Here is a 26,593-nt window from a genome sequence, read left to right on the forward strand (position 1 = left end):
TCATCGAAATCCCGCCCCGCCCGTGCCGCGGGCCCGCCACAAAGCATGGTCACGGTATGGCTGTACGCCCGGCGGATCGGGCGGTTTGAAAGGGAGCGGCCGACCGGAAACAGGAACGGCGGCCGGATGGGGATGAAACGCTGGTTGGCGGCTTTGGCCGCGATGGGGTCCATGCTGGTGGCGGGCCAGGTGCTGGCCGGGTCCGTCACGCTTTATTCGCAGCCCGGTTTCCGGGGCGACCGCATCACCATCACGCGCGATGTGGACTCGCTGACCAAGCTGCCGCCCTGGAACGATCGTGCGCGGTCGCTGGTCGTGCATTCCGGAACCTGGGAAATCTGCAAGAACAAGCGGTATGACGATTGCCGCACGCTTGTCGGCGGCGCGCGGGTGGCCGACACGGCCGAGGTGAAATATCTGCGCGGCGGCATCACCTCCCTGCGCGAGGTGGGGCGCAGCCAGCCACGGGACGACGGGCGCGGCCATGATCATTGGGCGTGGAACCCGCCGCCCGGTCCGCCACCGCCACCGCCGCGCCACCGCGATGACGACATCATCTGGAACGGGCCGGGCGGCGGGGCCGCCGGCCCCGTTTCCAGCCGGCCGCAGAATGCCTGCCAGACCCAGGTGGAGCGGGCCTTCCAGCAGCGCTACGGCTTCCGTGCCCGCACCGAATTCTCCGGCAGCAGCGTGGAAGGCACCATCTGGTGGGATGGGCAGCCCTGGCGCTACCGCTGTGCCGGCGGGCAGACCAATATCTGGCGCTGACGGCGTTTCAGGTGGCGGGGGCGAAGACCCGCGCCACCTCGCCGGGCGACAGCAGCCGCCATTCCCCTTCCGCCAGCCCGTCCAGCCGCAGGGCGCCGATGGAAACGCGATGCAGCGCCTCCACATGGTTGCCCACGGCCGCGAACATGCGCCGGATCTGGTGGTAGCGCCCCTCGCTGATGGTCAGCCGCGCCCGCGTTTCCCCCAGCGCTTCCAGCGTGGCGGGAAGCAGGGGCGTCTTCTCCGATTTCAGCATCAGGGTGCCGGACGCGAACATACCGGCCTCCTCCCCCGTCAGGGGGCGGGCCAGTTCGGCTTCGTACACCTTGGGCACATTGGCCTTGGGTGAGATGATCCGGTGCAGCAACTGCCCGTCATCGGTCAGCAGCAGCAGCCCGGTCGTATCCCGATCCAGCCGGCCGACGGGTGCCATGATGGGATTGCGGTACTGGAACCGTTCCGGCAGCAATTCATAGACCACCCGGCCCGGATCGCTGGTGGAGCAGGTATAGCCGGCGGGCTTGTGCAGCATCAGCACCGACCCCTGCGGCGGGTCCAGCGCTTCTTCATCGATGCGGATGTCGGCGTGGTCCGCCTTGTCCCCGTCGGACAGCATCGTGCCGTCGGCCCGTGTCACACGGCCGGCGCGCAGCAGCATCTTCACGTCGCGCTGGCTGCCATAGCCCAGGTTGGCGATCAGGCGGACAAGACGCATGGGAATGTTCCTGCGGGTTGGATCAGGGTGCCGGAGACAGGACCGGAGCGGGTCAGGCGGGGTCTTCCAGCGTCTCGTCGGGCTTCAGCCACCAGGAGGCCTCGGCCAGCTTGCCTTCGAACAGTTCCAGCATGGGGCGCTTGATCTTGTCGATCAGCGGCCAGTCGTGGGTGGCCACGATGCAGGTTGTACCCTGCTTGTTCAGTTCGATGAACAGCCGCATGATCTTCATCGACATGTCGCGGTCGATATTGCCCGTCGGCTCGTCCGCGATGATCAGTTGCGGGCTGGTGATCACGGCGCGCGCGATGGCGACAAGCTGCTTCTGTCCGCCCGACAGGGTCGGGGGCAGGGCGTCCAGCTTGTCGGCCAGCCCCACCCATTCCAGAAGCTCGCTGACCGCCTCGCGCGTGTGCTTTTCCCCCTGCCCGGCGATGCGCAGCGGCAGGGCCACATTGTCGAAGACGCTCATATGATCCAGCAGGCGGAAATCCTGGAACACCACGCCGATGCGGCGGCGCATGTCGGGCAGTTGTTCCCGCGGCACCTTGGACAAGGGTTCCCCGAACAGGGTGATCAGCCCGCGCGACGGCCTTTCCGACAGGTAAAGCAGCTTCAGCAGGCTGGACTTGCCAGCGCCGGTCGGTCCCGTCAGGAAATGGAAGGATCCGGGCGCCAGTTCGAAGCTGAGGTCGCGCAATACCTCCGGCCCGTTGCCGTAGCGCAACCCGACATTCTCGAAACGGACCAAGCGCCCATCCTCCCTTCAAGAACGAAGCCGGTCCCGGCCGACGGGACCGGCTTCGTCATTTCCGTTTCCGGCCCTTGCGCGGGGGTGGTGTGGGGGCCTCCTCCCGCGCGGGTTCCGGGACCAGATCCTTTCAGGAACAGCCCGCACCCACCGCTTCCAGATTGCCGCCGGCACCGTCACGCACCGGCACCAGGCCCACCTTCTCGAACGCGGCCAGCGTTTCGTCGGCCCAGGCCTTCAGGTCGGTCAGGCCGCCATGGCCGGTCCAGACATCGATGCCGAACCGCTTTTCCAGGTCGACTTCCGTCATCTTCAGCGCGTCGCGGACGGAGATCAGCTCACGCTCCAGCAGGTTCCAGATATCGCTTTCACAGCGCTTCATGGTGACCATATGGACGCCCATGCCCTGGAACGCCTTCAGCCGCTTGAAGCCGGGATCGTTCTCATAGGCGGCGAAGCCACCCGACACCTCGTTCAGCACGACATAGCGGCGGCCGACGGGCAGCCACTCGCTCTTGTCGAAACTGTACTGGATCAGCCCGCGCGCATCCTCGATGGCCTGACCCTCGGCCTTGGTGGTCACGACAAGGTCGATGGGGGGCGAGTTGCGGCGGCGCAGCAGAGAGCCGGCGTTGCGCGCTTCCGCCCAGGAGAACAGCTCGGCCGCGACATTGGCGCCGACATCGATGACATAGCCGCCTTCCAGGACCGTGCGGCCGAACTCGTCCCAATATTTGATGGCCAGGTTGGGGTCGGTGGAGCTCTTGACCTTGGTCAGGTCCTCGCCGATGCCCAGTTCCTTCACATTGTGGAACAGGCGGCCAAACTTGGACCGCTGGTTCAGGCTGTCGCTGTCCGCGGCCGCCAGCTTGACCGGCACGCCCTTCTGCTCGTGCTGGAGCACCAGCATCTGGGCCGTCAGGGTCTTGCCCTGTCCACCCGTCTTCGCCATCGAGATGAAGGTCCGCGTCATGCCAATCGTCTCCTGCGCCCAGCCTTAAAATCACAAGGCGGAGGCGGTTCCCGGCCCTTGTGCCGACCCGACGCCCCCGCAGCGCGGAATCGTTACCTGTTTTCCCGTTGCCCTTCAATGCCGCCGGGTGGGTGACAGCGATTTTCACCGCCGATGTCGCCCTGTCGCCATGATGGCGGCTTTTTGCATGGCTTCGAAGGTCATATATCTATTAATAGCTACTAATATTTATTTTATCGAATGATACGCTTTTTAAGAACTTTAAATCAGCGGGGTGGGGACATGTGGAGGTCGGTGTCGGCATATTTACCGGGCCCGGGAATTGTGCTGGTCCGGTTGCGATTTCTGGTGGCTTTTCTGTTGCTGGGTGGGTTGCTGGCGGGTTGTGCCGCCCAACTGGCGCCGGCCTACAGCCCCGCCCTGGTCCAGGGCTTGCAGACCCTGAATCAGCAGGCCATGCAGCTTTTCGCGCAGACCGCGGGCGGGGTGCCGCAGGCCACCTTCCAGAAGCGGGAGGAGACCTATACCGCCCTGATCGGACAGGCCACCGCCCTGGCCAATCTGGCCAGGGCCCGGCCCGATCCGGCGGGGCTGCCGAAATTCGTGGAATTGAAGCTCAAGGACTGGACGAAGGTGCAGACCTTCGCCGCCCCGACGGGCGACATCCTGACCAAGATTGCCAACGACTTTTCCATGATGCGGCAATCCGATCAGCAGGCGGGGCTGAGCCTGGAGGAGGCGCGGCTTTTCCAGAATGGCTTCAGCATCGATGTCCAGCAGGCGCTGATGTACGAGAACGCATTAAATCGTGACCAGTAACGAGGGGGGTGTGTGATGGCCTATTTTGACGTGGGTGCCTTGGTCACCCAGATCACCAACGAGGCAACCGCCATCGTGGGCAAGGATATCAAGCTCGTGGCGGGCTTTTCCGAACAGCAGTTGGAGGGGTTGGCAGCACAGGCCGCCCTGCTTGCCGACGGCATCGCCACGGGGCGTATCCGCCCCGCGCTTCAGGATTACTTTCTCGATAGTCTGAAACAGAGTGCGGCCAATTTGCTGCGGGTGCTGGTCGGCGTCGTGCTGGTCACCCTGGAAAAGCTCTGGAACGCTGTCGTCGGGGCGCTGTGGGACGCCTTGTCGAAGGCGACGGGCCTCGGCTTCATCGCCCCGCTCTGGGGTGCCTCCGGCTTGGCCAAATGATCGTTCCCGTGATGGGCCGTCCGGCCGCGACGCCCTGACGCTTGACGCAGCGCGTCATTCTGGAGTACCCGAACCCCCGTTGGGGAGTAGCTTCCGGTCTGGAAGGCCGGGATCGCGTCAACATACTTGTCCGGTTTGCCGGGCATGGCGCGATCAGCAGTTTGGATATCTGCCTAGCAAGACCAGCGCGCTTCATCGTCCGCACCGGCCGGGCGAATGGACGTGCTGTGTGTCCTGCCCGGTGGATTGCCCGTGATGACCCCCGCTGCCATTGCCATCCTGTCCTTCAGCATGTCGGCCGACGCCTTCGCCGCATCCATCGGCCGTGGTGTCGCACATCGCCCCTCCGTCCCGATGGCCCTGCGCCATGGGCTGGTGTTCGGTGTGATCGAGGCGCTGACCCCGTTGCTGGGCTGGACGTTGGGCATGGTGGCTGCCGGCTTCGTGGAGGCGATCGACCATTGGATCGCCTTCGGCCTGCTGGTCCTGGTCGGCGGCCGCATGGTCTGGGAGGCCATGGCCCGTGGCGAGGAAGGGCCGGGCGGGGATCAGCCGCTGCATGATGTCGCGGCCCGGACAGGGCGGGCAGGGGCGCTGGCGCTGGTCGCCACGGCCGTCGGCACCAGCATCGACGCCGCCGCCGTGGGGGTCAGCCTGGCCTTCCTGGAGGTCAATATCCTGGTCATTGCCCTGTGCATCGGTGCGGCCACCTTCGCCATGTCGACCATCGGCATGCTGGTGGGCCGGGTCGTGGGCGGTCGCCTGGGCCGTATCGCCGAGATTGTCGGCGGCATCGCCCTGGTGGGCCTGGGCACCAAGATCCTGCTGGAACATCTGGGCATGCTGGCCGGCGGCTGATCCGCCGGCGGCCTGCCGGGTGACGGGCGTGCATCAAGCTTCCATTGGCGAATTCCATTGGCAATCCATGCGGGCGGCCCCACATTGGATGCCTGTCGTTGAAGCCGGGAGGATGTAAGCCCCGTGACCCAGAATGCACGCCCCGCACCCCACCGCCGCTGGCGGCGGCTTGCCGCGGGGGTGGCGCTGTCGGCCCTGACGGTTGCCGCCGCGATCTTTCCCGCCGCCGCCCGCGTCTTCGATCCGGAGACCTTCACGCTGAAGAACGGGATGCAGGTGGTGGTGGTGAACAATCCCCGCGCGCCCGTGGTCAGCCACATGGTCTGGTACAAGGTCGGGTCCGCCGACGAGGACCCGGGCAAGTCCGGGCTGGCCCATTATCTCGAACATCTGATGTTCAAGGGCACGGCCAAGATGAAGCCGTCGGAATTCTCCCGCACGGTGGCCCGCAATGGCGGGCGCGACAACGCCTTCACCTCCTACGACTATACCGCCTATTTCGAGAATATCGCCCGCGACCGGCTGGAACTGGTCATGGGGATGGAGGCGGACCGTATGGTCAATCTGCGCCTGACGGACGCCATCGTCCTGCCGGAACGCAAGGTGATCCAGGAGGAACGGCGCCAGCGCACCGAGAACGAGCCCGCATCGCGCCTGTACGAGCAGCTTTACAGCCTGCTGTTCGTGCATCACCCCTATGGCACGCCGATCATCGGCTGGATGCACGAGATCGAGCAGTTGACCACTCAGGATGCGCTTGATTTCTACAAGCGGCATTACGCGCCCAACAATGCCATCCTGGTCGTGGCCGGTGACATCACGGCGGCCGAACTGAAGCCGCTGGCCGAGAAGACCTATGGCAAGATCAGGCCAGCCGAGGATATCCCTGCCCGCGTCCGCGTGACGGAACCCCCGACGGAGGGCGCGCGCCGCATCACGCTTTCCGACGATCAGGTTCGCCAGCCCAACTGGACCCGCCTGTGGAAGGCCCCCAGCTACAATGCCGGGGACACCCGCCTTGCCCACGCGCTGGAGGTGCTGGAGACGGTTCTGGCCGACGGGGCGACCAGCCGGCTTTACCGGTCGCTGGTGGTGGAACAGAAGGTCGCAGCCGGGATCAGCCTTTTCTACAATCCCTATGCCCTGGACCTGGGAACCGTCGGCATCTCCGCCACGCCGGCCCCGGGGCAGGAGGTGGAGGCGCTGGAAAAGGCCATCGATGCCGAACTGGCCCGGCTGCTGAAGGACGGGGTGACGCCGGCAGAGGTGCAGTCCGCCAAGGTGCGCCTGCGCCGTGACGCCATCTTCGCCCGCGACAGCCTGCAGGGGCCGGCCTATGCCTTCGGCGTCGCGCTGACCACGGGGCAGACGGTGGCGGATGTGGAGGCCTGGCCCGACCGGATCGATGCCGTGACCGTGGAGCAGGTGAACGAGGCGGCCCGCACCGTCCTGGGCCGGGACAACCATGCCACCGGCATCCTGCTGCCGGGCGCCGTCACGGCCGAGGCCGCCGCCGCGCCGCCGGCCGGCGCCCCCGCCAGCAACCAGGGGACCATCCAATGATTGCCCGGATGATGATGCAAAGGACCGCCGCCCTGCTGCTGACGGCTGCGGCCCTGCTGTTTGCCGCCCTGCCCGCCGCCGCCATCGATATCGAAAAGGTGGTCAGCCCTGGCGGGGTGGAGGCCTGGCTGGTCCGCGACACCAAGAACCCGATCATCGCCATGCAGTTCGCCTTCCAGGGCGGTACGGAACGCGACCCGGCCGGCAAGCTGGGCCTGGCCATCATGGCGGCCAGCACCCTGGATGAAGGGGCAGGCGAGCTCGATTCCCAGGCCTTCCAGGGCAGGCTGGACGACAATTCCATCCAGTTGGCGTTCAGCGCCGGCCGTGACGGCTTCGTGGGTCGCGTGACGACGCTGGTGGAAACCAAGGACACGGCGTTCGACCTGCTGCATCTGGCGCTGACCCGCCCGCGCTTCGACCCGGATGCGATCGAACGGCTGCGGGGCCAGTTGCTGGCCAGCCTGCGCCGGTCGCAGGCCGATCCCAGCTATTGGGCGCAGCTTGCCTTTGGCGACACAGTGTTCCCGGGCCATCCCTATGGCCTGCCCCAGCGCGGCACGCCGGAAACGCTGGCCGCCATCACGCGCGAGGATCTGGTGGAATTCGCCCGCACGCGCTTGGTGCGCGACGGGTTGAAGGTGGCTGTTTCGGGGGATATCACCGCCGCCGAACTGGCGCCCCTGCTTGACCGGCTGTTCGGTGAACTGCCGGCCAGTGCCACCCTGGCGCCCGTGGCGGACACGGTGCCGGCGGCCCCCGGCAAGACCATCCTGGTGCCCCGCCCCATCCCGCAGACGGTCATGATCATGGCCCATGCCGGCCTGGACCGGTCCGATCCCGACTGGTATGCGGCCAGCATCCTCAATTATGTCCTGGGCGGCGGTGGTTTCTCTTCCCGTCTCATGGACGAGGTCCGGGAAAAGCGCGGCCTGACCTATGGTATCGGGTCCGGCCTGGTCAGCTACGACCATGCCAACCTGATCACGGTCAGCGGGTCCACCGTCAATGAAAAGGCGGCCGAGGCCCTCAGCGTCACGAAGGAGATATGGGCCGACGTGGCACAGAACGGCATCACGCAGGAAGAACTGCGCGATGCCCAGACCTATATGACCGGTTCCTTCCCGCTGCAATTCACCAATAATGGTGCCATTGCCGGCCTGCTGCTGCAGGTGCAGCGGGACAATCTGGGTATCGATTATCTGAACAAGCGCAACGACCTGCTCAACGCCGTGACGCTGGCCGATGTCCGCCGCGTGGCGGCCCGCCTGCTGGACCCGGCCAGGCTGACCACCATCCTGGTGGGCCAGCCGGCGGGCGTGACGGCCGACGGCACGCTTTACAATTGACGCCCCTCAGCCGCCGCGACCGACGGTCGACATGGTTGACCATCGGTCGCGGCGGCGACCCGCCGTCACTTCGCCCCCTGCGCGCTCCCCTCGATCGCCTGGCCGGCGCTTTTTATGTCCTTGCCCACGCCTTCGACCGTGTTGCAGGCGGAAAGCGACAGGGCGGCGAGGGTCAGCGATGCGATGATCAGGGCGTGTTTCATTGGCGTATCCATGGTTCAGGGACTATCAATCCCAGGTAACCCCTTTATCGCAAAACCGGGCCCGCATGTCCAAACCGCCAAAAGTCAAGGAAGCGAAAGTCAGGGTGGATCAGGCTTTGGTCGATCGGGGTCTGGCGGAAAGCCGGTCCAGGGCGCAGGCCCTGATCCTGGCGGGGCTGGTCTATGCCGATACGCGCCGCATCGACAAGGCCGGGGACACGGTGCCGGAAAGCCAATCCCTGCATGTGAAGGGCCAGGACCATCCCTGGGTCAGCCGGGGTGGCCTGAAACTGGTCAAGGGGCTGGATCATTTTGCAATCGATCCGACTGGTTTCACGGGCGTCGATGTCGGCGCCTCCACGGGTGGGTTCACCGATGTGCTGCTGACGCGCGGGGCCGCGCGTGTCTATGCGGTGGATGTGGGGCACGGCCAACTGGCCTGGAAACTGCGGGAGGACCCGCGCGTCACCGTGCTTGAAAAGACCAACGCCCGGCATCTCACCGCGGAGATCATTCCCGATCCCGCCGACATCGTCGTCTGCGATGCCAGTTTCATCGGGCTGGAAACGGTGCTGCCCGCCGCCATGGGCCTGACGCGGCCGGGCGCCTTTCTGCTGGCCCTGATCAAGCCGCAGTTCGAGGTGGGCAAGGGACGGGTCGGCAAGGGCGGTGTCGTGCGGGAGCCGGAACTGCACCAGGAGGTCTGTGACCGCATCCAGGCATGGCTCGCCGCGCAGCCCGGCTGGACCGTGCTGGGCATCACTGAAAGCCCGATCACGGGGCCGGAAGGCAACAAGGAATTCCTGATCGCCGGCCGGCGGGACGCCTGATCGGCATCGGCGCTTTCGGGTCGCGCGCCATGGGCATCGCCGGCGCGCACCGCGCATGAAAAACCCCGCCACCTTGGAAAGGTGGCGGGGTTCGCGCCCCTTATTGTCAGGCCAACGGTCAGTTCGTCGTCGTTGCCGTTGCCGTCGCGGTGCTCGTGGCGGTCGGGGGACCAGCCTCGTCATCGCCGCCGCCGATCGTGGCGGCAATCACGCCGGCCGCGGCCACGGCGGCAACACCGGCCATCGGGATCAGGTTGCCCGACGCGAAGAAGGAGGCCTTGTTGGCGCCCGCGGCCGCGCCGCTGACGCGCGGTGCATCGGTGGCGGGGGCCGTCGGCGCGCTGGTCGGGGCCGACTGGGCAAAGGCGCTGACCGGGGCCGCCACCAGGGCGGCGGCCAGCAGCAGGGAGGTCGTAAGACGGGTCATCGTCAGTTTCCGTTGAAAGTCAAGAAGCGCCCCTGGGCATTAGGTTAACGTCCCAAGGGGTGTAAGGGGAAGAGGAAACCCCGTGACCAATTCAACGGGTCGGATATGCGGGAAGAGACATTGCCCCCAGTCAGGCGGGGGCTGTGGCCAGTTGCCGGCAGATATTGGCCACCAGGATCTGGCGGGCCCGCTCCACGATGTCGTCCATGCTGGGCGTGCGCACGAACATCTTGCTGGCCCGCAGGCGCAACTCGTCCGTGGTGGGCAGGTGCGGCAGATGGATGTTGGCCACCAGCGCTTCGACCCGCACCTTGGCGCTTTCGCTGGCCTGACGCACCCGCTCCTCGATCTCCGCCAGGGTCGGCGTGTGGGCCAGCGCCTCGCGGACCTGGGCTGTCAGCTTGTCCACCTGAAAGCTGGCGGCAAGCTGGGCGGCGGCGGCCTCGATCACCTTGGTGCCCAGGCGCTGCTCATTGCGCACCACCGAGGCCGGCGGCTCATGCACGTCCCACACCAGGCGCAGCGCCTGCAGGGCCTTGATGATGTAATAGGAGGTATCGACCTCCCACCAGCGGAAGCCCTGGCGGGCGGCGGACTGGTAATGGTGGTGGTTGTTGTGCCAGCCCTCGCCCATGGTTGCGATGGCCAGGGCCCAGTTGTTGCGGCTGTCGTCGCCCGTCAGGTAACGCGGGCGGCCCAGCACATGGGCCAGCGAATTGATGCAGAAGGTGGCATGGTACAGCGCCACTGTGCTCCACAGGAAGCCGACCACCAGCCCCGACCAGCCGAACAGCGCCCAGGTGGCGAAGCCCAGCAGCACGGGCGGCACATAATAATGCCGGTCCAGCCAGACCAGTTCGGGATATTTGGTCAGGTCGCCGATGGCGCGGTAGTCGGCCTTGTCGTGCTTTGCCGTGAAGATCCAGCCGACATGGGCATAGAAGAAACCCTTGTGCCGCGGCGAATGCACGTCATGGACCGTGTCGGAATATTTATGGTGGTGCCGGTGCGTGGCGGCCCACCACAGGGCGCCGCGCTGGGCCGAGCTTTGCGCCAGGAAGGCCAGCAGGAACTGCACGACCCGGCCGGTCTTGTAGGAACGGTGGGAGAAATAGCGGTGATACCCGCCCGTGATGCCGAACATGCGGGCACCGTAGAGAACCAGCGCCAGCACCACATCCTGCCATGCCACACCGGTCCAGATGGCGCCCAGGCAGGCGACATGGACCAGGATGAACGGGATCATGGAGGCGTAGTTGATCTTTTCGTCCAGGGGCTTTGCGGCCAGAGGCTTCGCGTTCAGGGAAGGTGTCGCCGGCGGGGAGTTCTGCCGGCCGGTATCCAACGGTGCGGTCACGGGGTGTCGGGCTCCAAAAACAGCAAGGGATGTCTTATAGCATGCCGTGGGCGTCAACCCTCGGGACAAATTCACGCGGGCATGCAGGCCGGGCCCCGTGGCCGGCGGTTCTTATGGTCAGGTCGGGTCCGTCACGGCCGCCGCTGCCGCCAGCCCGTGCCCGCCCAGCGGAACGGTTTCGGACCGGCTGTCGAACCCGGCGATCAGCGGCCGCCCGCGGGCGATGGCGGCCTGCACGGCCGGCAGCTTCAGGCTGGCGGCATGGCTTTCCCGGCTGTCCCAGGCCTCGGTGATCCAAAGGGCGTCGGCATGCGCCGGGTCGGCCGCGATGATATAGGACAGGCAGCCGGGCATGCCGCCCGTACCCTCCAGCAGGATGGCGGCCAGTTCGTCGCGCTTGCCCGGGGCCGCGATCATGCGGCCGATCAGACCATACATTCCTTGATCTCCCTTGTGTCCTGGCAGGGTTTGCTGGGCGGCCGCACCGGGGGCCAGGGCGAACAGCATGCCCGCCGCCATGAAGGCGCGCCTGTCGGGCAAGGCGGGCCGGTCCCGTGGCGGGGTGGGGATGTCGTCCGGTGCCATGGCTGGTGTCCTGTGCGATCGGAGGGCTGACAGATGCCGGCCCAGCATAGGTCCGCCCCTATCAATCCGGCCAGCGCCGATGCTGCCACATCCATTGTCCGGGTTGTTCGCGCACCCATTCGCCCAGCAGCGCATTCACCTGGGCCATGGCGTCCAGCGTGTCTGCCCGTGCATCGCCCGTGCGACGGAACATCAGGGGGGGCAGGGCTTCCACCCGGAACCGGGCCGGTCCCAGCCGCGTGACGCGGATCGGCACGGCCGGCGCGTCATAGCGCAGGGCCAGGTCGGCCAGCACGGTGCCCGTATGCGCCTGCCGGCCCAGAAAGGGCAGGGCCGGCCCCTCGTTCAGCTTCTGGTCCACCAGAAGCCCGACATGGCCGCCGGCCCGGATGGCGGCCATCAGGCCGCGTGCCGCCTCCCGCCCCTTGGGTACCATGGTGCCACCCAGCGGCGCGCGGGCGCGGGCCAGCATGTCGGCCACGAACGGGTTGTTGGGCTTGCGGAACACATAGGTCAGGTCCAGGCCCAGCCGGGCGCAGGTCATGGCGCACAATTCCCAGTTGGCGAAATGACCCGTGAAAACGATGCCCGGCCGCCCGTCATCGACCAGCGCCCGCAGATGTTCCGCCCCCAGCAGTTCGACATGGGCGTCGTATCGGGCGGCGATGCGGTCCAGATGGACATATTCGGCGAAGGTGCGGCCCAGATTGTCCCAGGCCTGCGTGATGATGGCGTCGATGCCGGCCGGTTCCAGATCGGGCAGGGCATGGGCGATGTCGCGGCGCATGCGGCGCGAGCGGGAAAGAAGCGGCCCCAGCCGGCGCAGCAGACCGCCGCCCAGGCCGGAGGCCCGCTCCACCGGCACAATCCGCATGGCGCGGATGAACAGCCACACCAGCGCCGCCTGCAGGCGGTACCCGATCAGGCGGTCGAACCGGCGACGCAGCCGGCTATGCCTGGCCATCGCCTGCCCCCGTTTCCAGCCGGTCCAGCAGGCGTTCCACCGCGTCCGGATCGTCCCAGTCCAGGGCGACGGGCAGGGCGGTGATCCCTGTCCGCAGGCCGGGGGGCAGGCGCATGGCGTCCTTTTCCGTTGTCACAAGGATGGCGTCCCTTTCATGCGCGCGGCGGGACAGCATCTCCAGCGCCGCTGCGTCATACACATGATGGTCGGGGAATGAATGTTCTTCCACCACCTGCGCGCCGATGCCGCGCAGGGTGGCAAAGAACTTCCCCGGCCGGCCGATGCCGGCGAAGCCCAGCACGCGCCGGCCGGCCAGGGCGATGGCTACGGCAGGGTCCGGCCGCAGCCGCGCCGTCAGCACAGCGCATTCACCGCCGGCGGCACGGGCGGCGTCCAGCCCCGGCCCCTCCCCGATGACCACCAGTGCATCGGCCCGCGCCATGCCCGCCGCCACGGGTTCGCGCAACGGGCCGGCGGGGATCAGGCGGCCATTGCCGAAGCCGCTGGCGCCATCGACGACGATCAGTGACAGATCCTTGCGCAGTCCCGGATTCTGGAAGCCGTCATCCATGACCACGACCTGAAGCCCGGTCCCTGCCATCGCGCGGGCCGCGGCCACCCTGTCGCGGCCGATCCAGGCCGGGTTGCGGGCTGCCAGCAGCAGGGGTTCGTCCCCCACGTCGCCGGCGCCGTGCCGTCCGGGGTCCACGGCGACGGGACCCGGCAGCCGGCCCCCATGCCCGCGTGACAGCGATGCCGCCGCCAGGCCGCGCGCCCGCAGCCGGGTCACCAGATCGATGACCACGGGTGTCTTGCCGCTGCCGCCGGCCACCAGGTTGCCGACGCACAGCACGGGCACGGACGCTGTGCGTGGCTTTGTCCGCCAGGCCCGCCACGCCGCACCGGCCCGCCACAGCAGGGCAAGGGGCGCCAGCAGGGTCGCAGCGGCCCCCGGCGGTTCGTACCAGAAGGAAGGTGTCCGCATCAGCCGATCCCCGCCTCGGCCAGAAGCGGGTCCAGCGCTGCCATCACCCTGTCCGCGGCCTGGGCATTCCGCCGGGCCACGGCCAGGGCGGCATCCGCCCGGGTCTGCCGGACCGTTGCGTCGGACAGCAGCCCCGCCACGGCCGGTGCGATGCCGGCCGGGCCGTCCACCTCCATCAGCCCGCCCTCGGCCTGCATGGCCTGCGTCACCTCGGCGAAGTTGAACATGTGGGGTCCGTGGATCACGGCGCTGCCCAGCAGGGCCGGCTCAATGGGATTGTGTCCGCCGACCGGCATGAAGGACCCACCCATGACGGTCACTGGCGCCAGCCGGAAGACCAGCCCCATCTCGCCCAGCGTATCCATCAGATAGACGGCGTCCCCCGGCCCCGGCAGGTCACCCGCGCGGCGGCGGGCGAAGGGCAGGGCGTCGGCGGCGGTGAGCAGGCCCGCCACCGCTTCCCCCCTGTCCGGGTGGCGGGGCACCAGCAGCAGCAAGGCTGCCGGCAGCCGGGTGCGCAGCGCCTGCTGGGCGGCGATGGCCATCGCCTCCTCTCCCGCATGTGTGCTGGCGAAGGTCCAGACGGGCCGGTCGCCGATGGCCTGGCGCAGTGCCGCCATGGCCTCGTCCGCGGCGGGCAGCGGCGCGCTTGAATATTTCAGGTTGCCGATGGCCCGGCAATCCGCGATGCCCAGGCGGTGCAGCCGTTCGGCCTCCACCGCCGTCTGGGCCAGCGCCAGGCGAAAAACGCGCAGCAGCCGCCGGGCCGTGTGCGGCACACGCCGCCAGTTCATGAAGCTTTTCTGCGACAGCCGGGCATTGACCAGGGCGCAGGGAATGGCGCGGTCGCGGATGCCGGCCAGCAGGTTGGGCCAGAATTCCGATTCGATCCACAGCACAAGGTCGGGGCGCCAATGGTCCAGGAAGCCATCCACCGCGGCGGGCAGGTCCACCGGCACATACTGGTGAAAGGCCGCCGGTCCCGGCAGCCGCCTTTCCATCAGTTCGGCCGATGTCACCGTGCCCGTGGTGACCAGCACCGACAGGCCCGGCCGGCCGGCCAGCAACCGTTCCACCAGCGGCAGCACGGCCAGCGCCTCCCCCACCGAGGCCGCATGCACCCAGACCAGCCGCCCGACGGGGCGCGGGCGGCGCGGCCGGCCCAGCCGTTCATGGCGGCGGGCGGGGTCTTCCTTCCCCCGCCGGGCGCGCCTGTCCAGCAGGCGGTCGATCGCGGGCCCGGCAAGGCGGGTCAGGCCACGGTAAAGGCTTTCCAGCATGAAGGGTCGGGCTGATGTTCGGTAGCGAGGTGATCATCCTACCTAGCATGCGGTCCGATCCGGCCGCCAGCATGCAGGCGCCGGATCGGACCGGGACCCGAGAAATGCCCAGCCCTTGCCCCAATCCGGCCTTGTTCGCCCAACAGGATCGCGTCCAGAAATGGTGCCGGCCCGGCCCGACAGTGCCGGCCCGCTCCCCGGATCAACATCAGGGATATCGACCCATGCGCAGTTCCCTGCCGCTCGCGGCCGTCACGGCCGTTCTTCTGGCCCTGGCGCCGGCCGGCGTGGCGCTGGCCGACCGGGACGACCATCGCGGCCGCCACGGCCATGATCGTGGGCGCGATCACGATCGGGGCCGCGGGCACGACCGGCATCATGACCGGGGCCGCAAGGACCACCGGCATGATCACCACCGGCCGGCCCCGCCGCCCAAGGTGCATTACCACCACCATCATTATCACAAGCCGTCGCCCCCGCCGCGCGTGGTGCATCGCCACTATCATCGCCCGCCGCCGCCCGTGGTGCATTACCATGTGGTCCAGCCACAGCATTGGCATGGCCATTACGGCCGTCGCTGGCACCGGATGCCTGAATTCTATGCCCTGAATGCCGGGATCGACCGGGGTCGCTGCGACCGCCGGCTGGTCGGCAACAATGTCGGCACCCTGCTGGGCGCCGTGGCCGGCGGGCTGGCCGGGTCGCAGTTCGGTGGTGGCAGCGGACAGGTGGCGGCGACGCTGGGCGGTGTGCTGGTTGGGGCGGCCATCGGCAACAGCCTGTCGGGCGGCTATGGCGCCGCCGACCATGGCTGCGTCGTGCAGACGTTCGAACGTGCCCCGACGGGCCAGCCGGTGGTCTGGCACAATCCGGACCTGAACACCCATTATACCCTGACGCCCACCCGCACCTATCAGGCCTCTCCCGGCCGCTATTGCCGGGAATATACCAGCCAGGCCGAAATCGGCGGGCGGCGCCAGTCCGTCCATGGCACCGCCTGCCGCCAGCCCGACGGCAGTTGGGAGATTGTGGGCTGATCGACCAAAGGGGCCTTGACGCGAGCGCCCGCAGGCATGACCTTATAGGCATGTGCGGGCACCTGCTGTGTGGCCCGGTCCCTCCTGTACGCGGCAGATGCCGCCTGGTAGTGGAGAATCCTGATGCGTAACGTTGCCTCCTGCTCCCGCTCCGCCGGTCTGGCCGCCCTGCTGGCCGTACCGCTGGTGGTGATGCCGGCCGCGGCGGCGGAAGCTGACCAGCCGGTGAACGGTTTCAAGCCGATCGCCCGCGAGATGACGCCCGGCGAACGTGCCGCGGCGCAGTCCTATGCCCGGCCCACCAGCGAGGTGAATGCCGCCGCCGCTCTGGCCCTGACCCAGGGCGGTAGCGGTGCCGCCAGCCGTTCCGGCGTGACCATGTCCGTGGGCGGCAACATGCCGGCCTTCAGCAGCGGCTATGGGGCCCGCCGGTCCAACCAGCTTCTGGGTGATGGACAACTCGGCTATGACGCGGAACCGTTCTATTCCAACAATCGCGGCTATTACACGCCCTATGGCTATTCCGCCGCCACGCCGCGCCTGAACTACAATGAAAGCTTCCTGCGCCACATGTATGACGGGAATATCGCCGGCCTGCCGTCGGTGTCGGCCCCGCTGCATTTCTGGGATGGCCGCCGCTGACCGGCCTTTCCCCGGATCGGTTGTGACGGGCCGGGGCGCCGCAGTCGGGCGCGGCCGGCCCGTGCCCTTCCCGGCGAATTACCATTCTTGATGGATTCACCTCGGGTTTCCGCTGTGCTAAACTCGTGCCCGGATTTTTGTTCGGCCCCGGTTTTCCGGCCGTCCTGGCGTTGGAGTTGCCACCATGGCGATGCGTGTCCGTGAGGATTATCGCGGTCTGACCGGACCCGAAAAGGCCGCCATCCTGATGCTGGCCCTGGGTGAGGAAATCGCATCCAAGCTCTTCTCGCTGATGGGCGATGATGAGATCAAGGAACTGTCCCAGACCATGGCCAACCTGGGCTCGGTCAGTTCCAACCTGGTCGAACGCCTGTTCGTGGAATTTGCCGAACAGATCAGTTCCACCGGCTCGCTGGTCGGCACCTTCGATTCAACCGAACGCTTGCTCACCAAGGTCCTGCCCAAGGACAAGGTCGACCAGATCATGGAGGAAATCCGTGGTCCCGCTGGCCGGACCATGTGGGACAAGCTGACCAATGTGAACGAGCAGGTGCTGGCCAACTACCTGAAGAACGAATATCCGCAGACCGTCGCCGTGATCATGTCCAAGATCAAGGGCGACCATGCCGGCCGCGTGCTGCAGCTTCTGCCGGAAAGCTTCGCGATGGAAGTCATCATGCGCATGCTGCGCATGGAGGCGGTGCAGAAGGAAGTCATCGACGATATCGAGCGCACGCTGCGCACCGAATTCATGTCGAACCTGGCCCGCACCAACCGCCGCGACGCGCACGAGATGATGGCGGAGATTTTCAACAGCTTCGACCGCAACACCGAAAGCCGTTTCCTGGCTGCCCTGGAAGAACGCAACCGCGACAGCGCGGAGCGCATCCGCGCCCTGATGTTCACGTTCGAGGATCTGTCCAAGCTGGACCCCAGCGGCATCCAGACCCTGCTGCGCAATGTGGACAAGCAGAAGCTGGCGACGGCCCTGAAGGGGGCGTCGGATACGCTGAAGGACCTGTTCTTCACCAACATGTCGGAACGCGCGGCCAAGATCATGCGCGAGGATATGGGCGCCATGGGGCCGGTGCGCCTGCGCGACGTGGACGAGGCGCAGATGTACATGGTCCAGCTTACCAAGGACATGGCGGCCCGCGGGGAAATCGTCATCGCCAGCGGCAAGGGCGAGGACGAACTGGTCTATTGATGCATCGATCCTGATGCAAAAATGCCAGGACCGGCCGGCGGTCCCGACAGGGGACAGAATCCCCCTTCCCAACACCCCCCGGCATGGCGCATAAAGAAGTGCAAACTCCAAGGAGCTTGCACAGTGATTTCATCCAACAATTCAAACGATGAACCGTCGGTGGAAAGCTTCGCCGACGCCGATACTGCTTATGCCCGCGTCCGGGCGCTGTATGATCAGGCCGTTGAATATCTGCGTGACCGGTTTTCAGCCTTTGCCCGTGGCGAGGATCTGGGGGGACGGGTTCGCGCCTTCTATCCCTTCGTGCAGATCCGCATCGATAGTGAGCCGCGCATCGACAGCCGGCTGGCCTATGGTTTCGTGCATGGCATGGGTACGTTCCGCACAACCGTGACGCGGCCGGACCTGTTCGATTACTATCTTCACCATCAATTGACCCTGCTGGTGAAGAACCATGGCGTCCCGCTGGAGGTCGGCGTCAGTGACACGCCCATTCCCATACAGTTCGCCTATCCGGAGGGCATGCATGTCGAAGGCGACCTGACGCCCGAGCGGCTCTACCAGCTTCGCGACCATTTCGACCTGCCCGATCTGGTCTATATGGATGACAGCATCGTGAATGGCACGCATATCACGCCGCCCGGTGCGCCGCGGCCGCTGGCCTTGTTCACGGCCCCGCGCGTCGATTACAGCCTGCATCGGCTGAAACATTACACGGCGACGAAGCCCGATCATTTCCAGAACTATGTCCTGTTCACGAACTACCAGTTCTATATCGACGAGTTCGTGCGCCGGGGCCTGGAGATCATGGAGCCGTCAGACGATCCCGCCACCCAGGCCTATCGCCGGCAGTACGAGGCGTTCATCGAACCGGGCGACCATGTCACCTGGAACCAGGCCGTGCATCCCGACCGTGGCCCGGAAGGCCAGAAGGTGGCCCGCCTGCCGCAGATGCCCGCCTATCACCTGAAGCGCCGGGACGGCAACGGCATCACCATCGTCAATATCGGCGTCGGCCCCTCCAACGCCAAGACGATCAGCGACCATATCGCCGTGCTGCGCCCGCATGTCTGGCTGATGCTGGGCCATTGCGCCGGACTGCGCGATACCCAGCGGCTGGGTGATTATGCCCTGGCCCACGGCTATGTGCGCGAGGACAAGGTGCTGGACGCCGATCTGCCCACCTGGGTGCCCGTCCCGGCCCTGGCCGAGGTGCAGGTGGCCCTGGAAGGGGCCGTGGAGCAGGTGACAGGGCTGAAAGGCTGGGAACTGAAATCGATCATGCGCACGGGCACGGTGGCCACCATCGACAACCGCAACTGGGAACTGCGCGACCATAGCGAGCCCGTGCAGCGGTTCAGCCAGTCGCGCGCCATCGCGCTGGACATGGAATCCGCCACGGTGGCGGCCAACGGCTTCCGCTTCCGCGTGCCCTATGGCACCTTGCTCTGCGTGTCGGACAAGCCGCTGCATGGCGAGATCAAGCTGCCCGGCATGGCCAATCATTTCTATCGGGCCCGGGTGGATCAGCATCTGGCCATCGGCATGCTGGCGATGGAGAAGATGCGCGACTATGGGCTGGAACGGCTGCATAGCCGCAAGCTGCGCAGCTTCGCGGAGGCGGCGTTCCAGTAGGAAGGAACAGGGGACGGGCCGGCCCCGCTGCGCCGCCCGTCCCCTGTCCGGCGCCATTCGACAGGGCGAAGAAAGCCCTCGCCGCCATGCCGGTGCCGGGATATGAAGGCGCCATGGAACAGACCGACGATCTTGAAATCTATGTCGTGACCACGCCGGGGCTGGAAATGCCCCTGGCGGCGGAGATGAAGGCGGCCGGCTTCACCAAGCCGCAACCCGGCAAGGGCGGGGTGACGACGCGCGGCACCTGGGCCGATGTCTGGCGCGCCAACCTGGAACTGCGCGGGGCGGCCCGCGTGCTGGTCCGCATCGGGGCCTTTCGTGCCCTGCACCTGGCCCAGTTGGACAAGCGGGCGCGCAAATTCCCCTGGGCGGACTTCCTGCGCCCGGACCAGCCGGTCCGGGTGGATGCAAGCTGCAACAAATCCCGCATCTATCATGCGGGCGCGGCGGCGGAGCGTATCGCCCGCGCCATCCAGGAGGAATTGGGGACCCCCATCGCCGATGATGCCGTGATCGTGGTCAAGGCACGCATCGATGATGATCTCTGCACCCTCAGCATCGACAGTTCGGGGGAGGCGCTGCACAAGCGCGGATACAAGGAGGCCGTGAACAAAGCCCCGATGCGCGAAAATCTGGCTGCCATGTTCTTGCGCCAATGTGGATACAAGGGGGGCGAGCCCGTGGTGGACCCGATGTGCGGGTCCGGCACCTTCGTGATCGAGGCGGCAGAGATCGCCGCCGGGCTGAAACCCGGCCGGGCCCGCGCCTTCGCGTTCCAGCAACTGGCCGGTTTCGATGAGGCCGCCTGGGTCGCCCTCCGCGACCGGGCGTCGGCGGTGGATGCGGCTCCCGCCCGCTTGCGCTTTTACGGCAGCGACCGTGACGCCGGTGCCATCCGCATGAGCCAGTCCAATGCCGACCGCGCCGGCGTGGCCGCCCTCACCGATTTCAGGGCGCATTCGATCAGCGACCTGAACCCGCCGGACGGCCCACCCGGCCTTGTCATCGTCAACCCCCCCTATGGCGGCCGCATCGGCGATACGCGCCAGCTCTATGCCCTTTACGGCACGCTGGGCAAGGTGCTGCTGAACCGTTTCGCCGGCTGGCGCGTCGGCATCATCACCAACGAGCCCGCCCTGGCCCGGGTGACCGACCTTCCCTTCCTGCCACCGACACCTGCCATATCCCATGGCGGCCTGCCGGTAACGCTGTACCGGACGGGGGTGCTGGGCGGGGGGTGAACCGCGTGGTCGCCTTGCCGGCCATTGGGGGGCCGGCCATTGGGGGGCGTAACGCGAATGAGGGGCGTAACGCAAAAACCCCGCCGGAATGCGGCGGGGTTTTTGAGGCGCTTGGCGTCCCCAAGGGGATTCGAACCCCTGTTACCGCCGTGAGAGGGCGGTGTCCTAGGCCTCTAGACGATGGGGACTAGAGCCGTGCGAGGCGCGCTTTGTAGGTGAGGGCGGTTTCAAGATCAAGCGGTTTTTTCATCCGGCCGACAATTTCGCCGCCGTTGCCACCAGGGCATCCACATGGGCCTGTTCGGTGTTCCAGGCGGTCACCAGGCGCAGGACGGAGCCATTCCAGCGGTAGAAGCCGAAGCCGGCCGCTTCCAGCCCGGCGATCACCGGTTCGGGCAGGGCGATGAACAGTTCGTTGGCTTCCACCGGATGCACCGGTTCGGCCCCGGGCAGGGCCGACAGGCCATCGGCCAGACGCCGGGCCATGCGGTTGGCATGGCCGGCAAGGTGCAGCCAGAGCCCGTCGGTCACATAGGCTTCCAACTGTGCCGACAGGAAGCGCATCTTGCTGAACAGATGGGCCGCCCGCTTGCGGCGATAGCCGAAATCCGCCGACAGGTCGCGGTCGAAGAACACCACGGCTTCCGCCCCCAGCGCCCCGTTCTTCGTCGCGCCGAAGGACAGCACGTCCACCCCGGCGCGCCAGGTTACATCGGCCGGTGAGCAGCCCAGCGAGGCCACGGCGTTGGCGAAGCGGGCCCCGTCCATGTGAACGCGCAGCCCGTGACGGCTGGCGATGGCCGACAGGGCGGCCACCTCGGCCGGGCTGTACACGGTTCCGGCCTCTGTCGCCTGGGTCAGGGACAGGGCGGCAGGCTGCACGGCATGCACGAAACCCTTGGGCGCCCGTTCCAGGGCGGCAGACAGCGTGTCGGGGGCCAGCTTGCCATCGATGCCGTCCAGGGGAACCAGCTTGGCCCCGCCCGTGTACATCTCCGGTGCGCCGCACTCATCGGCATGGATGTGGGCTTCTGCGTGGCAATAGATGCTGCCCCAGGGCGGGGCCAGCGCCGCCAGCGCCAGGGCATTGGCCGCCGTGCCCGTGGCCACGGGGAAGACCGCCACTTCGCGCTCGAACAGGGCCGACAGGCGGGCCGTCAGGCGCCGTGTCCATTCGTCGGCCCCATAGGACGGGGCGGTCCCCTGGCTGGCGGCGGTCAGGGCGGCCAGGATTTCCGGTGCCGCACCCGCCACATTATCGGACATGAAATTCATTTAACGTCCATTCCGCCTTGATTTGGGGTTTATTGTGACATGCATCACGGCAGCGTGGTCAGCAGGGCCCCATTCTCGCCCGTGGCCGGATCGATGAGAAGGACCTGTGTCCGGCCATCGGACAGCCGCACCTGTACGGCCAACCGCCCGTCGATGGCGGCGATGCCGGGTAGCAGCGCCGCCCCCGCCGGCAGGACCGCGGGGGTGGTGGGCAGTGGCGCCCGGACGGGTGCGCCCGGCAATGGTGCCTGGGCGGAGGCGCCGGCCGGGTGCGGTGCGACAGGCACATCCGCCGGCTTGGGTGCAGCGGTGCCGAAGCGATCGGCGAACTTGCGCGGATGGCTGGGGTCCGTGGAACGTTTGTAGACTTCATAGCCCAGGAAGGCGAAGCCGGCCGCGATGATCACGGCCCCCAGGATAAGGATGATTTTCAGTGCGCGCACGTTCGACATATCCCCAGTTGAAAGCCACCGGACGGACGGATACCCCGCCCGCCGGCCTGGAATTCGACCTGGATGACGATCTGTGCGACGAGGATTTCCTGTCCCCCGCCGCCGATGGTGCCGGCATGGGCCCGACGGCCGCCGCCCATCATCAGGTCGACATCGCCGCCCCCCAGGATGGCGACCGGCTGGACAAGGCGCTGGCGGATGCGCTGGCCGGTGCTGGCCTGTCACGCTCCCGCCTGCGCGCCCTGATCGACCAGGGCCATGTCAGCACAGGCGGACAGACCATAGACGACGCTTCCCGCCGGGTCAAAGCCGGCCAGCGTTACGACATCCATGTTCCGGCCAGCGCGCCGGCCCTGCCCGTGCCACAGGACATCCCGCTATCCATCATCCATGAGGATGCCGATGTGCTGGTCATCGACAAGCCGGCCGGCATGGTGGTTCATCCTGCTGCCGGCAATCCCGATGGCACGCTGGTCAATGCACTGCTGTTTCATTGCGGTGACCGGCTGTCGGGCATTGGTGGCGTGCGCCGGCCCGGCATCGTCCACCGGCTGGACAAGGATACCAGCGGCCTGATGGTGGTGGCCAAGACCGACCGGGCGCATCAGGCCCTGTCAGCCCAGTTTGCCGACCGGTCCCTGTCGCGGACCTATCAGGCCGTGGTCTGGGGCGTGCCCAATCCGCGTGCGGGGGAAATCGACGCCAATATCGGCCGCCATCCCAGCGACCGCAAGCGCATGGCCGTGCTTGAACGCGGCGGCAAGGTGGCCATCACCCGCTATGCCATGGTCCGCCCGCTGGGCCCGGCGGCGGCACTGATCGAATGCAAGCTGCTGACGGGCCGCACCCATCAGATCCGTGTCCACATGACCCATGCCGGCCATCCGCTGGTCGGCGACCCCGTCTATGGCCGTATCCGGCCTGGCCGCACCCGCGGGCTGGGCGACGGGCAGCGCCGTGCGTTGGAGGGTTTCCCCCGCCAGGCGCTGCATGCGGCCGCGATCGAGTTCATCCATCCGGCAACGGGCCGAAAGGTCGGTTTCACGACTGTGTTACCGGATGATTTCAAGGACTTAACGTCTGCGCTGGAGATGGTATGATGGCCATCGCGCATGACATCCGTGCCTTGATGGACGGGCGCCAGGCGCCTGTGTTCGTGAATTGCATGTCGTTGCCGGTGCCTGTCGGGCCGGTGGCGCTGACCAGCCTTATGTGAAGGGGGTAACCATGACCGCTTCTGTTCCCGCCATTCCCGTCGTCAGTTCGGAAAGCAGCCTCAGCCGCTATCTCCAGGAGATCCGCAAGTTCCCCATGCTGGAACCGGATGAGGAGTACATGCTGGCCAAGCGCTGGCGCGAGCATGAGGACACGAAGGCCGCGCACAGGCTGGTGACCAGCCATCTGCGCCTGGTGGCGAAGATCGCCATGGGCTATCGCGGCTATGGCCTGCCTGTGTCGGAACTGATCTCGGAAGGCAATGTCGGCATGATGCAGGCCGTCAAGCGGTTCGAGCCCGACCGGGGTTTCCGTCTGGCCACCTATGCCATGTGGTGGATCCGGGCTGCGATCCAGGAATATATCCTGCATTCCTGGTCGCTGGTGAAGATGGGCACGACGGCCGCGCAGAAGAAGCTGTTTTTCAACCTGCGCAAGCTGAAGGGCCAGATGCAGGCCATCGATGATGGCGACCTGCCGCCCGAGGTGGTGACGAAGATCGCCACCACGCTGGACGTGCCAGAGGCCGACGTCGTTTCCATGAACCAGCGCCTGGCCGCCGGCGACCATTCCCTGAACGCGCCGTTGCGCATCGATGGTGACGGGGAATGGCAGGACTGGCTGGTGGATGAGCGGGAAAGCCAGGAAATCCGCCTGGGCGAGGAACAGGAACTGGGCAAGCGCAAAGCCCTGCTGACCAACGCCATGAAGGGGCTGAACGAGCGGGAGCGGCATATCCTGATGGAACGCCGCCTGCGCGAGGAGCCGACGACCCTGGAAGACCTGTCGCAGCATTACGGCATCAGCCGGGAGCGCGTGCGTCAGATCGAGGTGCGGGCCTTCGAGAAGCTGCAAAAGGCCATCAAGTCGGCGGCCGTGGCCCAGCAACTCGCCTGACCCGTCCCGTCATCGGGGGGCGGCATGCGGCCCGTCCCCTGCCTCGCCTGCGGCAGGATGCTACCGGTCCGCGGAAAGCCGTGCGGCCAGGGCGCGGACATAGCTGTCATCGCCGGGGTCCAATGTTCCGGCCTCCGCCTCCTGCCGCATGTCCTGCAGGTCGATCCGCGTGTCGGTGGAGATTTCCGGATGGGCCAGCAGCCCGTCGATGATGGTGAGGATATCGCCTTCGACCGGCAGAACGGGGGCAGCGGATGCCGTTGATGCCGCCGCGGCTGGCGCGGCCGGTGCCGGCGCGGCTTCCGGCGCGGCGCCGACCAGCAGGTCGTTCCAGCCATAGCCGGAATCGCTGACGCGGGCATGGATCGTGCGGGCGGCGGCCAGCACCGCCTGATCATCCGCATCGCCCAGGCGGTTCAGCAATTCGATGAGAGTGTCGCGGTCCATGATGGGCATGGTTGTTCCAACTGCCTGATTTGTTGTCCTGTCCTGCAAAGATGGGGTCTGCGGGCCGTGCTGGCAACATCTGTGCGCAAGGGGGGCCTCCCTCTGTCGGGCGTCACTTCCAGATGGGCTTGCCGGTGCCGGGCAGGCCCAGCCGGTCCCACATCCCGCTGACCCGGTCCACCACCGCCGGGTCCATATAGAGTTTCTCCCCCCATTCGCGATGGGTTTCGGGGGGAAGCTTGTTGGTGGCATCCAGGCCGACCTTGCCGCCCAGGCCGCTTTCGGGGCTGGCGAAGTCGAGATAGTCGATGGGTGTGCCCTCGATCATCGTGATGTCGCGCACCGGGTCCATGCGGGTGCTGACGGCCCACATCACGTCCTTCCAGTCGCGCGCGTTGATGTCGTCATCCACGACGATGACCCATTTGGTGTACATGAACTGCCGCAGGAAGGACCAGACGCCCATCATCACGCGCTTGGCGTGGCCGGGATAGGCCTTCTTCATGGACACGACCGCGATGCGGTATGAACAGCCTTCCGGCGGCAGCCAGAAATCCACGATCTCGGGAAATTGCTGCTGAAGAAGGGGGATGAACACCTCGTTCAGCGCCTCGCCCAGCACGCTGGGTTCATCCGGCGGGCGGCCCGTGAAGGTGGACAGGAAGATCGGGTCCCGGCGCATGGTGATGGCCGTGACGGTGAAGACGGGGAACTGCTCGACCGAGTTGTAATAGCCTGTATGGTCGCCATAGGGCCCTTCATCGGCATATTCATCCAGGCTCACATAGCCTTCCAGCACGATCTCCGCCGTGGCCGGCACCTTCAGCGGCACGGTCTTGCATGCGACCAGATCCACCTTCTTCCCGCGCAGCAGGCCGGCGAACTGGTATTCCGACAGCGTGTCGGGTACCGGCGTCACGGCGGCCAGGATGGTGCCGGGGTCGGCCCCCAGCACGATGGCGGCCGGCAGCGGCTCGCGCTTGCCGGCCTGTTTCCAGCGCTGGTGATGCTGCGCCCCGCCGCGATGTTTCAGCCAGCGCATGATGGTCTTGTTCTTCCCCAGCACCTGCATGCGATAGATGCCCAGGTTGAAATTATCCTCCCGTGCCTCACCGGGGCCCCGGGTCACCACCAGGGGCCAGGTGATCAGGGGGGCCGGCTCCCTGGGCCAGCAGGACTGAATGGGCAGGGTGGAAAGATCGATATCATCCCCCGTCAGCACCACGTCCTGGCAGGGCGCCCTGGATACCGACCCCGGCCGCATGGCCATGACCTGCTTGGCCAGGGGCAGAAGCTGGAAGGCTTCCTTCAGGCCGCGGGGCGGTTCGGGCTGCTTCAGAAAGGCCAGCGTCTCCCCGACCTGGCGCAATTCATGCGGCTGGCGGTCCATGCCCCACGCCACACGCTCCACCGTGCCGAACAGGTTGATCAGGACGGGCATGGTGCTTTTGCTGCCATCGGCCCTGATCACATTCTCGAACAGCACGGCGGGGCCCTGTTCGGCCAGCAGGCGGGTATGGATTTCCGTCATTTCCAGCACGGTGGAAACGGGCTCCGTCACGCGCACCAGCCGCCCCTCCTGTTCCAGGCGGGCCATGAAATCGCGCAGGGAGGCATAGGGCATGATGGGCCTTCGGGGGTTCCGGGTCTGTGGGGCGTAAGATCGGGGGCCGCGGCGGCCGGGTCAAGCTTGCAGCCTGTCGCGGCCATCCCACATAAGGGTGCATTCTCGGA

The 26,593-nt window shown here is 66.8% G+C and carries 28 protein-coding genes, 1 tRNA gene and 1 riboswitch; of the genes, 14 read left to right on the forward strand and 15 right to left on the reverse strand.

Annotation, left to right across the window (positions count from 1 at the left end):
* Positions 1-132 precede the first annotated feature (132 nt).
* Positions 133-768, forward strand: coding sequence for a beta/gamma crystallin-related protein (locus ABC728_RS18770; protein WP_416618360.1), 636 nt, complete (start codon positions 133-135; stop codon positions 766-768).
* Between the two features lie 7 nt (positions 769-775).
* Here the strand turns inward: ABC728_RS18770 and ABC728_RS18775 are convergent, their stop codons facing one another.
* The 3 genes from ABC728_RS18775 to ABC728_RS18785 all read right to left on the reverse strand — a co-directional run bounded on the left by ABC728_RS18775 (position 776) and on the right by ABC728_RS18785 (position 3,207).
* A complete protein-coding gene (locus ABC728_RS18775) occupies positions 776-1,483 on the reverse strand; it encodes a pseudouridine synthase (RefSeq protein ID WP_416618361.1) in 708 nt (235 codons plus the stop codon).
* Positions 1,484-1,535: 52 nt separating this feature from the next.
* A complete protein-coding gene (gene ftsE, locus ABC728_RS18780) occupies positions 1,536-2,234 on the reverse strand; it encodes a cell division ATP-binding protein FtsE (protein ID WP_416618362.1) in 699 nt (232 codons plus the stop codon).
* Positions 2,235-2,364: 130 nt separating this feature from the next.
* Positions 2,365-3,207: a hypothetical protein gene (locus tag ABC728_RS18785; protein ID WP_416618363.1), complete on the reverse strand. Its 843-nt coding sequence runs from the start codon at positions 3,205-3,207 to the stop codon at positions 2,365-2,367.
* 348 nt (positions 3,208-3,555) lie between these two features.
* Between ABC728_RS18785 and ABC728_RS18790 the strand changes: the two genes are divergently transcribed.
* The 5 genes from ABC728_RS18790 to ABC728_RS18810 all read left to right on the forward strand — a co-directional run bounded on the left by ABC728_RS18790 (position 3,556) and on the right by ABC728_RS18810 (position 8,177).
* Entirely contained in the window at positions 3,556-4,026 is a 471-nt protein-coding gene (locus tag ABC728_RS18790; protein WP_445376458.1) for a hypothetical protein, read from the forward strand.
* Between the two features lie 15 nt (positions 4,027-4,041).
* Entirely contained in the window at positions 4,042-4,407 is a 366-nt protein-coding gene (locus ABC728_RS18795) for a hypothetical protein (protein WP_416618365.1), read from the forward strand.
* A gap of 74 nt (positions 4,408-4,481) precedes the next feature.
* Positions 4,482-4,658: riboswitch (yybP-ykoY riboswitch) on the forward strand.
* A 4-nt stretch (positions 4,659-4,662) separates the two neighbouring features.
* On the forward strand, positions 4,663-5,265 hold the full coding sequence (locus tag ABC728_RS18800; RefSeq protein WP_416618366.1) for a manganese efflux pump MntP: 603 nt from the start codon (positions 4,663-4,665) through the stop codon (positions 5,263-5,265).
* Positions 5,266-5,388: 123 nt separating this feature from the next.
* The gene (locus ABC728_RS18805; RefSeq protein WP_416618367.1) at positions 5,389-6,828 is read left to right on the forward strand and encodes a M16 family metallopeptidase; all 1,440 of its coding nucleotides are present in this window, start codon (positions 5,389-5,391) and stop codon (positions 6,826-6,828) included.
* 8 nt (positions 6,829-6,836) lie between these two features.
* Positions 6,837-8,177 carry a M16 family metallopeptidase gene (locus ABC728_RS18810; protein ID WP_416618368.1) on the forward strand — a complete coding sequence of 447 codons (1,341 nt, stop codon included), beginning with the start codon at positions 6,837-6,839 and terminating at the stop codon, positions 8,175-8,177.
* A gap of 65 nt (positions 8,178-8,242) precedes the next feature.
* Here the strand turns inward: ABC728_RS18810 and ABC728_RS18815 are convergent, their stop codons facing one another.
* Positions 8,243-8,380 (reverse strand): entericidin A/B family lipoprotein, encoded by a 138-nt coding sequence (locus tag ABC728_RS18815; RefSeq protein WP_416618369.1) that lies wholly within the window; start codon positions 8,378-8,380, stop codon positions 8,243-8,245.
* 65 nt (positions 8,381-8,445) lie between these two features.
* On the opposite strand from ABC728_RS18815, the gene ABC728_RS18820 reads away from it, so the two are divergent.
* Entirely contained in the window at positions 8,446-9,210 is a 765-nt protein-coding gene (locus ABC728_RS18820; protein WP_416618370.1) for a TlyA family RNA methyltransferase, read from the forward strand.
* Between the two features lie 118 nt (positions 9,211-9,328).
* Here ABC728_RS18820 and ABC728_RS18825 read toward each other — a convergent pair whose 3' ends face one another.
* The 6 genes from ABC728_RS18825 to ABC728_RS18850 form a co-directional block, all read right to left on the reverse strand.
* Entirely contained in the window at positions 9,329-9,637 is a 309-nt protein-coding gene (locus tag ABC728_RS18825) for a hypothetical protein (protein WP_416618371.1), read from the reverse strand.
* Between the two features lie 130 nt (positions 9,638-9,767).
* Positions 9,768-10,994, reverse strand: coding sequence for an acyl-CoA desaturase (locus ABC728_RS18830; protein WP_416618372.1), 1,227 nt, complete (start codon positions 10,992-10,994; stop codon positions 9,768-9,770).
* A 117-nt stretch (positions 10,995-11,111) separates the two neighbouring features.
* On the reverse strand, positions 11,112-11,579 hold the full coding sequence (locus ABC728_RS18835; protein WP_416618373.1) for a putative quinol monooxygenase: 468 nt from the start codon (positions 11,577-11,579) through the stop codon (positions 11,112-11,114).
* 61 nt (positions 11,580-11,640) lie between these two features.
* Positions 11,641-12,543 (reverse strand): LpxL/LpxP family acyltransferase, encoded by a 903-nt coding sequence (locus ABC728_RS18840; RefSeq protein ID WP_416618374.1) that lies wholly within the window; start codon positions 12,541-12,543, stop codon positions 11,641-11,643.
* Complete coding sequence (gene lpxK, locus ABC728_RS18845) at positions 12,530-13,528, reverse strand: tetraacyldisaccharide 4'-kinase (protein ID WP_416618375.1); 999 nt, start codon at positions 13,526-13,528, stop codon at positions 12,530-12,532. Before lpxK ends, ABC728_RS18840 begins: the two co-directional genes overlap by 14 nt.
* Positions 13,528-14,808 carry a 3-deoxy-D-manno-octulosonic acid transferase gene (locus tag ABC728_RS18850; protein WP_416618376.1) on the reverse strand — a complete coding sequence of 427 codons (1,281 nt, stop codon included), beginning with the start codon at positions 14,806-14,808 and terminating at the stop codon, positions 13,528-13,530. Before ABC728_RS18850 ends, lpxK begins: the two co-directional genes overlap by 1 nt.
* A gap of 224 nt (positions 14,809-15,032) precedes the next feature.
* Between ABC728_RS18850 and ABC728_RS18855 the strand changes: the two genes are divergently transcribed.
* From ABC728_RS18855 to ABC728_RS18875, 5 genes are all read left to right on the forward strand, one after another.
* The gene (locus ABC728_RS18855) at positions 15,033-15,845 is read left to right on the forward strand and encodes a glycine zipper 2TM domain-containing protein (RefSeq protein ID WP_416618377.1); all 813 of its coding nucleotides are present in this window, start codon (positions 15,033-15,035) and stop codon (positions 15,843-15,845) included.
* A 123-nt stretch (positions 15,846-15,968) separates the two neighbouring features.
* Complete coding sequence (locus ABC728_RS18860) at positions 15,969-16,487, forward strand: hypothetical protein (RefSeq protein WP_416618378.1); 519 nt, start codon at positions 15,969-15,971, stop codon at positions 16,485-16,487.
* Between the two features lie 184 nt (positions 16,488-16,671).
* On the forward strand, positions 16,672-17,694 hold the full coding sequence (fliG, locus tag ABC728_RS18865; RefSeq protein WP_416618379.1) for a flagellar motor switch protein FliG: 1,023 nt from the start codon (positions 16,672-16,674) through the stop codon (positions 17,692-17,694).
* A gap of 123 nt (positions 17,695-17,817) precedes the next feature.
* Positions 17,818-19,329, forward strand: a complete 1,512-nt coding sequence (locus ABC728_RS18870) for an AMP nucleosidase (protein ID WP_416618380.1) — start codon at positions 17,818-17,820, stop codon at positions 19,327-19,329.
* Between the two features lie 113 nt (positions 19,330-19,442).
* Positions 19,443-20,573 carry a THUMP domain-containing class I SAM-dependent RNA methyltransferase gene (locus ABC728_RS18875; RefSeq protein ID WP_416618381.1) on the forward strand — a complete coding sequence of 377 codons (1,131 nt, stop codon included), beginning with the start codon at positions 19,443-19,445 and terminating at the stop codon, positions 20,571-20,573.
* A 112-nt stretch (positions 20,574-20,685) separates the two neighbouring features.
* Here the strand turns inward: ABC728_RS18875 and ABC728_RS18880 are convergent.
* The 3 genes from ABC728_RS18880 to ABC728_RS18890 all read right to left on the reverse strand — a co-directional run bounded on the left by ABC728_RS18880 (position 20,686) and on the right by ABC728_RS18890 (position 22,291).
* Positions 20,686-20,761, reverse strand: a tRNA-Glu gene (locus ABC728_RS18880).
* A gap of 58 nt (positions 20,762-20,819) precedes the next feature.
* Positions 20,820-21,848, reverse strand: coding sequence for a threonine aldolase family protein (locus tag ABC728_RS18885; RefSeq protein WP_416618382.1), 1,029 nt, complete (start codon positions 21,846-21,848; stop codon positions 20,820-20,822).
* Positions 21,849-21,892: 44 nt separating this feature from the next.
* Positions 21,893-22,291 carry a hypothetical protein gene (locus ABC728_RS18890; RefSeq protein WP_416618383.1) on the reverse strand — a complete coding sequence of 133 codons (399 nt, stop codon included), beginning with the start codon at positions 22,289-22,291 and terminating at the stop codon, positions 21,893-21,895.
* A gap of 125 nt (positions 22,292-22,416) precedes the next feature.
* Here ABC728_RS18890 and ABC728_RS18895 point away from each other — a divergent pair, with 125 nt between their 5' ends.
* Positions 22,417-23,400: an RluA family pseudouridine synthase gene (locus tag ABC728_RS18895; protein ID WP_416618549.1), complete on the forward strand. Its 984-nt coding sequence runs from the start codon at positions 22,417-22,419 to the stop codon at positions 23,398-23,400.
* A gap of 127 nt (positions 23,401-23,527) precedes the next feature.
* The gene (gene rpoH / locus ABC728_RS18900) at positions 23,528-24,412 is read left to right on the forward strand and encodes an RNA polymerase sigma factor RpoH (protein ID WP_416618384.1); all 885 of its coding nucleotides are present in this window, start codon (positions 23,528-23,530) and stop codon (positions 24,410-24,412) included.
* A gap of 60 nt (positions 24,413-24,472) precedes the next feature.
* On the opposite strand, the gene ABC728_RS18905 is transcribed toward rpoH, so the two are convergent.
* Together ABC728_RS18905 and ABC728_RS18910 are read right to left on the reverse strand one after the other, a co-directional pair.
* Positions 24,473-24,868, reverse strand: coding sequence for a hypothetical protein (locus ABC728_RS18905; RefSeq protein WP_416618385.1), 396 nt, complete (start codon positions 24,866-24,868; stop codon positions 24,473-24,475).
* A 103-nt stretch (positions 24,869-24,971) separates the two neighbouring features.
* Positions 24,972-26,483: a UbiD family decarboxylase gene (locus ABC728_RS18910; RefSeq protein WP_416618386.1), complete on the reverse strand. Its 1,512-nt coding sequence runs from the start codon at positions 26,481-26,483 to the stop codon at positions 24,972-24,974.
* Positions 26,484-26,593 lie beyond the last annotated feature (110 nt).

Source organism: Niveispirillum fermenti (assembly GCF_052474395.1).

What these genes read in the sequence shown, in the direction of transcription:
- ABC728_RS18770 (WP_416618360.1), top strand. Translation starts at nt 133, where the DNA reads ATGAAACGCTGGTTGGCGGCTTTGGCCGCGATGGGGTCCATGCTGGTG.
- ABC728_RS18775 (WP_416618361.1), bottom strand. Translation starts at nt 1,483, where the DNA reads ATGCGTCTTGTCCGCCTGATCGCCAACCTGGGCTATGGCAGCCAGCGC.
- ABC728_RS18785 (WP_416618363.1), bottom strand. Translation starts at nt 3,207, where the DNA reads ATGACGCGGACCTTCATCTCGATGGCGAAGACGGGTGGACAGGGCAAG.
- ABC728_RS18795 (WP_416618365.1), top strand. Translation starts at nt 4,042, where the DNA reads ATGGCCTATTTTGACGTGGGTGCCTTGGTCACCCAGATCACCAACGAG.
- ABC728_RS18800 (WP_416618366.1), top strand. Translation starts at nt 4,663, where the DNA reads ATGACCCCCGCTGCCATTGCCATCCTGTCCTTCAGCATGTCGGCCGAC.
- ABC728_RS18810 (WP_416618368.1), top strand. Translation starts at nt 6,837, where the DNA reads ATGATGATGCAAAGGACCGCCGCCCTGCTGCTGACGGCTGCGGCCCTG.
- ABC728_RS18815 (WP_416618369.1), bottom strand. Translation starts at nt 8,380, where the DNA reads ATGAAACACGCCCTGATCATCGCATCGCTGACCCTCGCCGCCCTGTCG.
- ABC728_RS18820 (WP_416618370.1), top strand. Translation starts at nt 8,446, where the DNA reads ATGTCCAAACCGCCAAAAGTCAAGGAAGCGAAAGTCAGGGTGGATCAG.
- ABC728_RS18825 (WP_416618371.1), bottom strand. Translation starts at nt 9,637, where the DNA reads ATGACCCGTCTTACGACCTCCCTGCTGCTGGCCGCCGCCCTGGTGGCG.
- ABC728_RS18835 (WP_416618373.1), bottom strand. Translation starts at nt 11,579, where the DNA reads ATGGCACCGGACGACATCCCCACCCCGCCACGGGACCGGCCCGCCTTG.
- ABC728_RS18840 (WP_416618374.1), bottom strand. Translation starts at nt 12,543, where the DNA reads ATGGCCAGGCATAGCCGGCTGCGTCGCCGGTTCGACCGCCTGATCGGG.
- lpxK (WP_416618375.1), bottom strand. Translation starts at nt 13,528, where the DNA reads ATGCGGACACCTTCCTTCTGGTACGAACCGCCGGGGGCCGCTGCGACC.
- ABC728_RS18850 (WP_416618376.1), bottom strand. Translation starts at nt 14,808, where the DNA reads ATGCTGGAAAGCCTTTACCGTGGCCTGACCCGCCTTGCCGGGCCCGCG.
- ABC728_RS18855 (WP_416618377.1), top strand. Translation starts at nt 15,033, where the DNA reads ATGCGCAGTTCCCTGCCGCTCGCGGCCGTCACGGCCGTTCTTCTGGCC.
- ABC728_RS18860 (WP_416618378.1), top strand. Translation starts at nt 15,969, where the DNA reads ATGCGTAACGTTGCCTCCTGCTCCCGCTCCGCCGGTCTGGCCGCCCTG.
- fliG (WP_416618379.1), top strand. Translation starts at nt 16,672, where the DNA reads ATGGCGATGCGTGTCCGTGAGGATTATCGCGGTCTGACCGGACCCGAA.
- ABC728_RS18875 (WP_416618381.1), top strand. Translation starts at nt 19,443, where the DNA reads ATGGAACAGACCGACGATCTTGAAATCTATGTCGTGACCACGCCGGGG.
- ABC728_RS18885 (WP_416618382.1), bottom strand. Translation starts at nt 21,848, where the DNA reads ATGAATTTCATGTCCGATAATGTGGCGGGTGCGGCACCGGAAATCCTG.
- ABC728_RS18895 (WP_416618549.1), top strand. Translation starts at nt 22,417, where the DNA reads ATGGGCCCGACGGCCGCCGCCCATCATCAGGTCGACATCGCCGCCCCC.
- rpoH (WP_416618384.1), top strand. Translation starts at nt 23,528, where the DNA reads ATGACCGCTTCTGTTCCCGCCATTCCCGTCGTCAGTTCGGAAAGCAGC.
- ABC728_RS18905 (WP_416618385.1), bottom strand. Translation starts at nt 24,868, where the DNA reads ATGCCCATCATGGACCGCGACACTCTCATCGAATTGCTGAACCGCCTG.
- ABC728_RS18910 (WP_416618386.1), bottom strand. Translation starts at nt 26,483, where the DNA reads ATGCCCTATGCCTCCCTGCGCGATTTCATGGCCCGCCTGGAACAGGAG.